Here is an 11,921-nt window from a genome sequence, read left to right on the forward strand (position 1 = left end):
TTCAGTATATAATAAACGTTGCTCCGCCGTCGCTTCCCCTATCGTTTAACCCTTCACGCTGCCCAGTACAATGCCCTTGACGAAATATTTTTGCAGAAACGGATAGGCCGCGATGATAGGCAGGGAGCCGAGGAAAATCTGCGACGCCCTTAGCGTCCTGTCCGAAATCATCGCCATATTCAGAATATCTTCACGCGACATCGATGAGAAGTTTTGCTGAATCACGATGGTTTGAATATAGCTTTGCAACGGATAATTGAAGGGGTTTCCCATCAGGATCAGGCCGTCGAACCAACTGTTCCAGTGTTCCACCATCGAGAACAGGGCCAACGTTGCGATAGCGGGCTTGGATATCGGCACATAAATTCGCCATAGCGTCGTCCACTGGTTCGCGCCGTCGATTACCGCCGACTCCTCCAGCTCTTTGGGCACTTCGCGGAAAAAATTCAACAGCAGAACGATGCTGAATACCGGAACCGCGCCGGGAAGAACGAGCGCCCAGATGGAATCGAGAAGCCCGAGCTCTTTAATGGTGATGTACCACGGAATCAGCCCACCGTTAAATAGCATCGTCATGAAAAAAATCCACGCATAGACGAGACGAAACTGGAAGTTCTTCGATTCTTTAGAGAGCGGATAGGCGATCATGATCGTCAGCAGCAGGTTGAGCGGCGTCCCGATCGCGATCCGTTCCAAGGAGACGACCATTGAGCGCCAGAAGCCTTCGCGGCCGCCCGTGAATTCATAGGAAGCGAAAGTGAAATCGACCGGCCACAGCTTTACGTAACCCGCGGCGGCCGCGGTGCTGGAGCTGAACGACACCGCGATGATATGGATAAGCGGAAGCACGCAAATGACCGCTATGAGAATCAGAAAAGTCGTATTGACGACCGAGAACCAGTCGAACCGCTTGCCGGCTTTCATGGTCTGGGATAGCTCGGGAGACGAAGACAACGATGCTTTGCCGGACATTCGGAATTCCTCCTTCTAGAAGATTCTGTATTTGGCGAACCGGTACGCGAAGAAGTAAGAACCCGCGATCAGCACGAACGATACAATCGATTTGAAGAGACCGACCGCCGTCGCTACGCCGTATTGGGCATCCAGCAATCCGATCCGGTATACGAAGGTATCCAGAATGTCGCCGCTCTCGTACACCTGCGGGCTATATAAGTTGAACACCTGATCGAACCCTGCGTTCAGAAGTTGACCCAGACTGAGCACCGACAGGAGCACGATCACCATCCGCATGCCGGGAAGAGTAATATGCCACGCCTTTTTCCATCTGTTCGCGCCGTCGATCGTCGCCGCTTCGTACAATCCCGGATCGATCCCCGTAACCGCGGCCATAAAGACGATGGTGCCATATCCGAAATTTTTCCAAACGTCGGAACCGATCAAGGTGACCGGGAACCACTTGTTGTCGCCCAGGAAAAAAATCGGTTCCAGCCCGAAGGATTTCAGCAATCCGTTCACGATTCCGCTGGACGGGGAAAGAAGGTCGATCATGATGCCGCCCAAGACGACCCAGGATAAAAAAAAGGGAAGGTAAACCGTCGTCTGGACGGAGCGCTTGATCCATTCTCTCTTCAACTCGTTCAACAGGATCGCGAATACGATCGGCACGAGAAGTCCGAGCACCAGCTTGAAGCTGGAGATGTACAACGTATTCCACAGTACCTGCATAAAGCTGGGAAGCTCCATAACGTAATCGAAATTGTCCCAGCCTACCCATTTCTGGTCGCCGAACAGCCCTCTGGCGGGTATGAATCGCTGAAACGCGATAGAGATGCCGGCCATGGGGACATAGGAGAAGATTCCGACGAACAGCAAGCCGGGTATGATCATCAAGTGCAGGGGAAGCTCCCTCCACGCCTTTTTTATTCGCATGCGTTTCCCCTCCGTCTCATGTGCAAAGAAGCGAGGAGGCAGGTGCCGTAGGCGCCTGCCCCTTCTGAATCGTTATTTCGTCGTCGCGTACCATTCGTTGACTTCTTGCGTCATCTGTTCCCCGCCGAGCTTCTTCCAATCGTCGGCGAATTTATCGAACGCTTCGATCGGCTCCCCGAGAATGATCTTGATGAAGACTTCGTTCTGCATCTTCTCGAGGGTGGATTTCCGCTCGACCATAGTCGGCGTAGGAGCGCCTACGAATTTGTCGATCAGGAATTGATTATTCTTGTCATACTGGTCGGTAATGCCCATCGAGCCCTCCGGACCGTAAATGCGTTCCCAGCCCCATACGGCGAACCCTTCCTCAGAGCCGGAATTGTACAATTCGATTTTCTCCTGAATCGTCTTGGCTTCGCCCTTCAGCACCGACATGTCGCCCGCTTTGCGCGCAGCGTCGATCTCGCGGAACGCCGTCACGTTTTTCTTCGGCGGAGCCGGCTGTATCGGAGACAACTGCCACACGCTTTCCGCTTCCTTAGGTGCGTAATACGTGTCGAACTCCGCTGTTTCGCCCCAGTTCTTCTCCAGATGCATATTGAAGAGCTTGATGACCGCTTCCGGATGTTTCGCGCCTTTCCGGACGGCAAAGAATTTCGTCGTGCTGAACTTCTGAGGTACTTTCGTCAGATCGCCGTTCTCAGACACTAGCGGGAAAGCTCGCCATTGCGCATTCGGATCGTTGTTCTTATTGAGCTGCAAAGGCCAGATGGAATTCCATTGTTCGCCGTACTCCATGCCGATTTTACCGGCCGTAATGTCCTCCGCTACTTTGCCGCCTTCTTTGATGCCGAATTCCTTATCGAGTTGGCCGCCCTTCATCATATCTTGAAGCGCTTGAAGAGCTTTCTTCACTTCAGGCTGGATGCTGCCGTACACGAGTTTGCCTTCCGCGTCCTCCACCCAGATATTCGGATACGCCTTGAAACCGGCCATAAAACCTTCTAGCCCGTTAGCCCCGCCCCAGACGTCTTTCGTCATGCCGAGGCCGAACGTATCCTTCTTGCTGTTGCCGTCCGGGTCGTTCTCGGCAAACGCCTTCGAAATCGCGAGCACGTCCGCCATGGTCTTCGGCGGCTGAAGGCCGAGCTTCTCCAGCCAATCGGTACGAATCCAGATAAACATGGATCGCTCGATCGAAGGTTCGACCTGCGGAATCGCCATCAGCCTGCCGTCGAGCGTCGCCGCGTCGAACGGGCCGCTGCCCTCCTGAGACAAAATATCCTTCGTGAGCGGAGTCGCATACTTCTCGTAAAGTTCCGTCATATCCTCGAGCTGATCGGATTCCGCCAATTGCTTTAACTGAATCGGACTTACCGGAAGGAAGTCCGGCAGTTCTCCGGACGCCAGCGTTACGTTCAGCTTCTGCAGGTATTGGTCCGAGGTGGGGTTGCCCTTGACGACCCAATCGTACTTTATCTTGATACCGAGCTGCTCCTCGTACAGTCGCGACCATCTATTGTCTTCCAGCGTTTCGCCTTGAAGCACGCCAAGCACGTTATTCTCGACGACATCGCTCAAATTCCGGACGGTCGTCACTTCAATCGGGGGATCGTACTTGCCCATCGGCTCCGCCGATGGTTCGCTTCCGGCGGATTCGCCGCTTCCCTCGGTCGATCCTTCGCTCGTTGCGGTAGCGCTCTGGCTCGCAGGCGCGTTCTCCTCGTTGCCTCCGTTATTGCCGCTGCAAGCCGAGAGCACCATGATTGCCGCCAAGAGCAGCATTATGGCCTTGGAATACTGCCGCTTTCCGATCCTGCCTCTCATTGCCATTCCCCCAATTTGTTTATTCGAGACGATGCCGCATGCGATGTCTACGCTTTCATTATGTAATCCTTTCCCGCTAGCAACAATGTGCATGTTTTTACTTCGTTACCTGGAATTTACTATTTGTAAGCGCTTAAAAAACTGGCGGGATTTTTATTTGTTATCCACTTTCCTTGAATAGCGGAAATAATCGAAATCGGCATGTCCGCCGGCTTCTTTCGCCGCATACGCGAAAAGGCCGATTCGGTAGCCCATGAAATGATGCAACGTATATTTCATCTGGAGCGGTTGACCGATAGCCTGCCATAATTCGCCGTCTTCCGAATAATAGAAAAAAGCCAAATCCACGCCGTCTTCGAAGATGAAATCGATCTTTAAAGAAATTCGATTTTCCTGGAAAGACATCTCCGCAATCGTTATTTCTTCGTCCCCGCTTCCTTTCCTGCTTACGTAAATCTGGCGTTTACCCTTCTCGTCAATCTGGATGCCTATTGCTCCGAAATGCGAGGAGAGCGCTACTATGCCGGCGCGGTCGCCAGGCTTCATTGCGGCGCTATCAAGCAGCGCCGATGCGCTGCAGGCCGGACCTTCCGTCCGCTGCGTCAGCGTATTCCGCGCATATTCCACGCTGTCTGCGAGATAGCCCGTCCCAAGACGCAGCCATCCCGGCCTCGCCGTCACCGACCATAACCGGTTGTCGGGATTGTGATTCCACTGCCAATTCAGCGCCAATCGGTTATCCTCATAATCGAACTCGTCGCTGATCACGAGCGGTTTATGCTCGGTATGCGGTAAGGGAACCTCGAAAGATTGGGACGCCTTCCCAACCGCGCCGATTACCGGCCAACCATCCTCCCACGCCATTGGAAGTACGCAAGGAACCCGACCGACGGCGTCGCGGTCCTGGAACAAGACGGCGAACCATTGTCCGGTCGGCGTATCCACGATACCGCCCTGCGCGACGCCATTGTTGCGATAGCCCATGTCGTCGTCAAGCAGTACCCGGTACTCGTAGGGACCCAGCAGCTCCCGCGAACGATAGACCAGCTGTCGGCGGCGCTTATTACCGGTGCTCGGCCAATCGATAAAAAACAAATAATAATATCCGTTCAGCTTGTACGCATGGCAACCTTCGCATCGGAGCATGATTCCTTCCCGATCCGTCTCGAACACCGATTGGTCGATGCCACCCGGCTTCACCCTCGCGGCGTCTTCCTCCAGCTCCGTAATCCGGATATCGCCGTTGCCATGAAAGACGAATACTCGGCCGTTATCGAACAGCAGCGCCGGGTCATGGCGAAGGCCGGGAATGAGGGAGCGCTCCCAAGGTCCACTCTCGATATCCCTCGTCTTGTACACGTAAAATCGGTTCATGTCATTGCTAGAGAAGCAAACGTAGAATACACCTTTGTCGAACCGTAGGTTTGCGGCCCAAGAGCCTTTGCCGTAAATGCCCCTGCCGTCCAGCAGGTTATGAGCGTCATTGTCCTCGAAGGTATGAAAGACATAGTTGACGAGTTCCCACTGCATCAGATTTTCCGATTTCATGATCGGACAGCCCGGCATCGAATGCATGCTAGTACTTACCATATAGTAGACGGTTCCTACCCGAATGACGCTAACGTCGGGCACGTCCGCCCAGATGACCGGGTTCGCAATTGTCGTTCTATTCATCTTGGTCCCGCCTTATTCTCGATTTTCGCACATAGGCGTTTTCGTATTCCATTATCCTCATTGATAAAGAGCTTTTGCAATATGCATCTTTTGATTTCGCGTTCTAATTTTTACTATTCGAAGTCTAAGCGTAAAGCAAAGGCTGCCGATCTTGCTCGGCAGCCTCTGCTTTACGCCTTATTTAGAAACGCTTGAAACTATTGAATCTGCCACTGTTGATTACTGCTGTTGCTGTCCGCCCACTGTCCCAATAGCGAGTTGTTGCCGGTACGGCCAATGCCGTCCAGATACAAATTGGTTTGCCGGTTTTTGAACCGAACGTTCCCGCCGCTTGTTTCCATGGTCCACTGCTGGTTGTTGCTGCCGCTGTAGGCCCATTGCCCGACATTGTCTCCGTTGCCGGTACGCGCCATGCCGTCTAGGTACAAACCGGTTTGCCGGTTTTTGATCAACACGTAGCTTCCCGCCGTTTCGATCGTCCATTGTTGATTATTGGAGCTGCTGGAGGCCCATTGGGTCGTATCAGCGCCATTATTGGTAGATCCCGCACCGTCGATATAAAGACCGGTAGCTACGTTGCGAAGCTTGACGTAAGCGGAAGACCCGCCGCCGCTCACCCTTACAAGCGAAGCGGATTCCGAGGAACGGTTCCCCTGTGCGTCCACGATGTATAATTTGTAATTGCCCGCCGTCTGAGGAGCGGCGATCGAGGTTGCGTTCCCGTTCGCTCTCGTCATGGAGGCGCCCTCCGCGAAGCTCGTTGTTCCCGAAGGCGCAAGCCAGACGGATTTACCCGCGTCTCCCGCGGACCGGATGCCGATCGTAACCGAAGCGCCGACGAACACGCTGGCGGGAAGAACGTAATCCTGCAAAGCCACGCGGGACGGCGTCGCAACATCCCGGTAAGCGTCTTCCACGCCGGCGCTAAGCGCGATGTTATAGGCTTGGATAGGCCATACGTTATCGGAATACGCGCCGACGGCGTTAATGACGCTGCCCGGAAGAGTGAAATTGGAAATCTTGTTGACCGTTGCGTAATTTTGCGTGAAGTTCAAGTCGTGCTTGCTGCCCCAATCGTCGGAATTCAGCGTCCAGGTAACGCCCGGATTAATATTCAAGACGTTATTCTGTATGGCGATGTACGCTGAACCCTCGTCCGGATGCATTCCGTATTTGTGACCGGCCGGAACGCCCCGGATATAGTTATTGGAAATGACGGTGTTCGGCTGGCTGCCGAGCGTGTAGATCGGAGCGGTATCGTCTAATACCTGTACCGTATCGATAAATTGATTATAGCTAATGTTGTTGTTTTGCGCCGTCGAGGTCGGGCTGCCGGGACGAACCGAACCGGATGCGCCGTTGAAATTCCACCAGCCCCAGCCGAGGGAAATGCCCGCCCACGGCGCTTTTTCGATGACGTTCCGCTGGAAATTCAATGTATTCACGAAATAGCCCGAGACCGCCGCGCTGCCGTTGAACAATACCGCGGAGTCGTAAATATAGTTGTTTTTAATATCGATATTCTGGCTAATGCCTTCTTCTCCAACCGAATATTTCTCGCGGTTCGAAGAGGTGTAATCTCCGATATAGACGTGCTGAGGATGTCCCACGTTGACCGCGGATCCTCCGCTATCGCTTATCTGATTGCCGATCAACTGTGAATTTTTGACGTCGTTGATCAAGGAGATGCCGTCTGCTCCGGTATGCTTGACCGTATTTTTCTGCATCAGAATGCCGTCCGCGTTCGCGACTTGCACGATGCCGGGCATAAGGGCCAAATTCCGGTAGGAATACGCATGGAAATTTTGTTTGGCGTAGGCGACGTTCGAGAGATTGCCTTGCTGCGCCTGTTTGTAGACGGAGCCGTCGACGTTGGTCAGGTTCCAATCGGAATGCAGCAACGTGATGCCCGAGAACGTCAGATTGCGAACGCAGCTGCTCGTGGAACTGCCTTTAACGTTAAGGATCGTATCGACGTTGTTAGGCGCGAATACCGTGGCCGTCGTCATGTTCTCGGAAGAGCTTTTATAGTAATAGACCGTTTGGTTGGCGCGGTCGAAGAAGAACTCTCCCGGCGTATCCAGGAATTCGTAGGCGTTCATGAGCTTGTGGGTTCCGTTGATCTGGAAGTTGCCGTTGAACGCTCCCTGCGCAATGGCGGCGCCAGGTTGCTGGAACAAAGCCACGCGATTGGAGCCGTTGACGGTCACTTGGCGAACTCCGACGATGGAGGTCGTCCAAGTCGTCCGCGTTTCGATCTCGATATCGCTTTGATTAGCGGCGATCGCCGGGAAATCGCTCTGACTATATTGGGCTCCATCGCACTGGGAACCCGATTCCCAAGCCCAAGGCGCTTGACCGGCCGTCACGCTGTAGGTCCCGTAACATCCCGAAGAGCTGACGGATTTAGCGGCCATTACCGCTCTTTTGTCATTCACGTACAGCGCTCGCAATTTGTTGCCGCGGGTTAGCGGCGCTTTCCAAATATTTCCGCTGTGCAATGTCCAGCCGGTAACTTGGACACCCCCGTTCAAGATAGGCGTCTCGTTCGGATAAGCTTGATAGAGGATACGATACCCGTTCGTACCGGAGTCGTTAGACGCGAAATCGATTGAACCCGTCACCGGATAGTTGCCTCCGCGAAGGTACACCAGGATATCGCCCGTCATGCTGCCGTTGACCGTTCGTACAACGTCCCTCGCCCTTTGCACGGTTTTGAAAGGCGCTCCGATCGTTCCCGGGTTGGAGTCATTGCCGTTGGGCGACACGTAATACTCGGCTTGAGTTGCGGCCGATGCCGGAGCAGGTACCGCGACGCTTGCAAACAATAATGCCGTGATTAAGAGCCATACCGGAAAGGAAAGCCATCTTTCTCGAACAATACTCGACAACATACAATTACCTCCATTGGCTAATGAAATTTGAAAAGGACCGCATTCAACAAGCCGCTCAAGCTTGCTCTAATCCCCCCTTTCACGTCGCGGATTAAGCGCTTTCAATTTGTTCCTCCCTATCTCTTACGCGCCGCCTCCCTCGTTCAATATCGACTTTGTCAGATTTATGTAAGCGATATCATAGCCATTGTAGGAGTTTGCTACGATTTAATACAGAGACTATTCTCCGGCGGGAAGGAATTTTATAGGAAGATTACAAATAGGAGCCTCGAACCTCATAATAGATTCTTCATCAAAGAGAACATTCTATTTAAAATAGAAAGAGACACCTGCTTCGGTGTCTCTTTGGAGAATTCTCTTCTTCTTCTTATTATTTTAAGATAGCTCCCGCCGTTAAAGCATTCTCGATCTTCTCGTTGCCGACCATGTAAACGATGATCATCGGTAAACTCGATAGAAACATCGTAGCCCCGATCAGTCCCCAATCGGAAACGCCGACGTTGACGAAGAAGCTAAGCAATCCGACGGTCAACGGCCTGAATTGGTCTCTGGATGCAACGATAAAGGCAAGGGGAAATTCGTTCCATATTCGAATGAATATGAGGACGCATTGCGTCACGAGCGCAGGCATGATAATCGGAAATATGATCTTAAAGAATGCCTGATAGACGTTCGTTCCGTCTATGCATGCCGCTTCTTCCAATTCCTTGGGCAGAGAACGGAGAAACGCGTACAACATGAGCACGCAGGAAGCAATTGCGAACCCGGAGTAGGGCAATATGAGACCTAAATAACTATTTTTCAGATGCAAAAACTTGATTAGCTGAAATAAAGGAATGACGACAACTTCGATGGGAACGATTAATCCCATAGATACATAAAACAACATCGAAGTATTAAATTTCCATTGCATTCGGCTTAAGCAGTAAGCGAGCATGCTGCCCGTCGTCAACGTAATGACGATCGTGCCTACAGTATAGATCAAGCTATTCTCTAAATAGGTAAAATAATGATACTTGGATAACGCTTCGCCAAAGCTATCCCATCTCCAGGATTGAGGGATGCCGAACGGATTACTGTAGGCCTCGCTTTTAGACTTTAGCGACATCGTAATCATCCAGTAGAGAGGGAAGAGAAACGTGCAGCCCACGGCTACCCAAAATATGCGGCTCAAATATTTCATGAATAATTCCTCGCTTAGAATTCCAGTTTGTCCCTTGCAATGAAACGTTGAATGAGAAAGGAGATTAAGAGACATTCCACGATAAAGATAACGGCAATGGCCGTTCCTTTACCGAATTCCGATGTATCGAATGCTGTATAGTACATCTGATAGACGACCGTCCTGGACGTATCGCCGGGTCCGCCCGCCGTCATGACGCGTACATGCGAATAGAATGCCATCGAGCCCAAGGTGGACAAGATTAATACGTATTTGATTACGTTTTGGAGCAAGGGTATCGTTATTCTCAGGCAGACCTGAACGAAATTGGCTCCGTCGATCAGTGCTGCTTCATAGTAGCTTTTAGGGATCGTTTTGATTCCCGTATAAAATAACATGGCGTTTAGTCCGATATATTGCCATAAAAAAACAAGCCCGATGCTGGGCATTACGGTTTTCTTCTCCGTTAACCAGGAGTGGGTCCACGACTCTAAACCGATCGATTTCAATATGGAGTTAAACAAACCCCAATTCGGCTCGTAGAACGCCAACCATATTTGCGAAACGACCGTAACCGACAAAATAGCGGGAAACATGGCTGCCGACTTAAAAAACCGACGAAGCTTCGGAGTTTGAACTTCCATAAAAAGCGCGAGCATCATGGAAAGGGGAATCCCTAGCAACAAGGAAATACCTACAATTAGGTAAGTATTCTTATGTGCCGTCCAGAAAGAAGGAGAAGCGATGACATCCCTGTAATTATCCAAACCGACGAAACCCATACTCCTGAAACCGTCATGCTTCTGCAAACTCATCCAAATTTCCGGTAATAGCGGGTAAACGCAAAATACGGTAAACAATAGCAATGCAGGCGAAGCAAACACAAATATGGACGTCTTCGTGCTGAAATACTTGTTCATGGCGCTCTCCACCGTCTGTTTTTATTATCGAATCCCCCCGGGTTGAAGCTCCGAGGGGATACCGACCGTCGTTTAATCGAATGACTAATTATCGAACCAAGTATTCTCGCTCCAGATCTTGCCCATAGCCGCGATGAATTTATCGGTTGAATATTCGCCCGTCAACAAATTCGCTCCTTGGCTCGACATCTCTGCCGAAGTCCGCGCGTCTAATGAGTTAAGAGCCAATGAAGCTATTTTGTTAGGAATAGGATTATACCAGTCGACGAACTTCTGCATAAGAGGACTTCTTTCCGATGCTTCGTTACCCGTGTTCAAAGAAATCGGCGCTCCGGTGGATTCGAAGTACAGCGCATCCGCCATGGCTAGGTACTCGGCTAACTTAACCGCCTCTTCGGGATGTTTGGTTTTTGCGCTAACCGCATATCCGTTCAGCGGAGAGCCCCAGAACTGTACATTTTGAGTAGGGTCGTATTTATCGCTTGCGCTCGGGAACGGGAAGAAATCGACCGATTCGTCTTTCGCCAGATTCGGCAGCTCCCAAGTGAACATCCAGAGCATAGCCGCTCTTTTGGAAGTAAACATCTCCATGGCCGGACCATAATCCAGATTGGCAATTCCATCGGGGAATACGCCTTCCTTGGCTAGTTGCTCGATACGCGCAACCCCTGCTTTGACCGATGGATTGTTGAAATCGGTCTTGTTGCTGACGAGGTCGGACATCGCCTGCGGGTCTCCGATTTGAATCATCTGCTGCAGCATGAAGAGCTTCGGTCCCCAACCGTCTTTGCCCGGAGTAACTGCAGGGACCATATCTTTGCTTTTAAGCGTTTTCGAAATTTGGATCAGTTCGTCGAACGTTGTCGGCACTTTCACGCCTGCTTGCTCGAACATGTCTTTGTGATAGAAAATGACCGGGGTGAAATACGTGTCAGCGCCGGATGATAAACTGTAAATCTTCCCATCGACATGCTTTAATGCGTCGGGAACCGAATACTTGCCCAAGAAACCGTCAGTCGTAATGTGCGAAGTTAAATCCAAGATGCTGCCCGTGCTTTTCAATGGCGTAAAGTAGCCTGCGTCGTTCCAGAATACGTCCGGCATATCGCCGGAAGAGTTTAGCGTTTTCAATTTGTTCGCCATATCTTCGCCGCCGCCGCCCGGCTCGAATTCGACTTCAAGGTTAGGAAACGCGCTAGCGATGTTCGGTTTAATGAACTTCTCCATAATGTTGTTGCGATTCTCGTCGGTCGTGATCGTAATGACTCTCATTTTGATCTTTTCTTCGTTCGAAGCGCTTTCAACGTTCCCTGCCGAGCTCTCCATGCTCGCGGCAGGGGTTGTCGAATCGGACGGTTGATTCGACGCGGATTCATTCCCGTTGCCGCATGCCGCCGAAACTAAGAGAGTTCCGGTCAAGAGAACCGTACCCATTACCTTTGATGCCTTTACCATTCTTATACCCCCTATTATTATAAATACCAGGCCGACTTCAATTTGTTGAAAGCGGTGTCAACCCTGGGTAAATTGTACGAATTCCCGCTATTTAAGTAC

Annotated in this window: 8 protein-coding genes; all 8 read right to left on the reverse strand. The window is 51.5% G+C overall.

The features are described from left to right. Nucleotides 1-45: 45 nt before the first annotated feature. The gene (locus DFP95_RS12175) at nt 46-924 is read right to left on the reverse strand and encodes a carbohydrate ABC transporter permease (protein ID WP_115992937.1); all 879 of its coding nucleotides are present in this window, start codon (nt 922-924) and stop codon (nt 46-48) included. Between the two features lie 63 nt (nt 925-987). Continuing rightward, nucleotides 988-1,890, reverse strand: a complete 903-nt coding sequence (locus tag DFP95_RS12180; RefSeq protein WP_115992881.1) for an ABC transporter permease — start codon at nt 1,888-1,890, stop codon at nt 988-990. Nucleotides 1,891-1,962: 72 nt separating this feature from the next. Further along, nucleotides 1,963-3,717, reverse strand: a complete 1,755-nt coding sequence (locus DFP95_RS12185) for an extracellular solute-binding protein (RefSeq protein WP_115992938.1) — start codon at nt 3,715-3,717, stop codon at nt 1,963-1,965. A 153-nt stretch (nt 3,718-3,870) separates the two neighbouring features. Continuing rightward, nucleotides 3,871-5,391: a glycoside hydrolase family 43 protein gene (locus tag DFP95_RS12190; protein ID WP_115992882.1), complete on the reverse strand. Its 1,521-nt coding sequence runs from the start codon at nt 5,389-5,391 to the stop codon at nt 3,871-3,873. Between the two features lie 197 nt (nt 5,392-5,588). Further along, nucleotides 5,589-8,285: an RICIN domain-containing protein gene (locus DFP95_RS12195; protein ID WP_115992883.1), complete on the reverse strand. Its 2,697-nt coding sequence runs from the start codon at nt 8,283-8,285 to the stop codon at nt 5,589-5,591. Nucleotides 8,286-8,655: 370 nt separating this feature from the next. Next, nucleotides 8,656-9,468: a carbohydrate ABC transporter permease gene (locus DFP95_RS12200; RefSeq protein ID WP_115992884.1), complete on the reverse strand. Its 813-nt coding sequence runs from the start codon at nt 9,466-9,468 to the stop codon at nt 8,656-8,658. Between the two features lie 14 nt (nt 9,469-9,482). Then, entirely contained in the window at nt 9,483-10,367 is an 885-nt protein-coding gene (locus DFP95_RS12205) for a carbohydrate ABC transporter permease (protein ID WP_115992885.1), read from the reverse strand. Nucleotides 10,368-10,451: 84 nt separating this feature from the next. Then, nucleotides 10,452-11,822: an ABC transporter substrate-binding protein gene (locus DFP95_RS12210; RefSeq protein WP_115992886.1), complete on the reverse strand. Its 1,371-nt coding sequence runs from the start codon at nt 11,820-11,822 to the stop codon at nt 10,452-10,454. Between the last annotated feature and the right edge of the window lie 99 nt (nt 11,823-11,921).

Origin of the sequence: Cohnella lupini (assembly GCF_003386205.1) — a bacterium.
Classification (GTDB): domain Bacteria; phylum Bacillota; class Bacilli; order Paenibacillales; family Paenibacillaceae; genus Cohnella; species Cohnella lupini.

Excerpts from the sequence above, each read along its gene's own strand:
- DFP95_RS12175 (WP_115992937.1), bottom strand. The coding sequence starts at position 924 with ATGAAAGCCGGCAAGCGGTTCGACTGGTTCTCGGTCGTCAATACGACT.
- DFP95_RS12180 (WP_115992881.1), bottom strand. The coding sequence starts at position 1,890 with ATGCGAATAAAAAAGGCGTGGAGGGAGCTTCCCCTGCACTTGATGATC.
- DFP95_RS12185 (WP_115992938.1), bottom strand. The coding sequence starts at position 3,717 with ATGAGAGGCAGGATCGGAAAGCGGCAGTATTCCAAGGCCATAATGCTG.
- DFP95_RS12190 (WP_115992882.1), bottom strand. The coding sequence starts at position 5,391 with ATGAATAGAACGACAATTGCGAACCCGGTCATCTGGGCGGACGTGCCC.
- DFP95_RS12195 (WP_115992883.1), bottom strand. The coding sequence starts at position 8,285 with ATGTTGTCGAGTATTGTTCGAGAAAGATGGCTTTCCTTTCCGGTATGG.
- DFP95_RS12200 (WP_115992884.1), bottom strand. The coding sequence starts at position 9,468 with ATGAAATATTTGAGCCGCATATTTTGGGTAGCCGTGGGCTGCACGTTT.
- DFP95_RS12205 (WP_115992885.1), bottom strand. The coding sequence starts at position 10,367 with ATGAACAAGTATTTCAGCACGAAGACGTCCATATTTGTGTTTGCTTCG.
- DFP95_RS12210 (WP_115992886.1), bottom strand. The coding sequence starts at position 11,822 with ATGGTAAAGGCATCAAAGGTAATGGGTACGGTTCTCTTGACCGGAACT.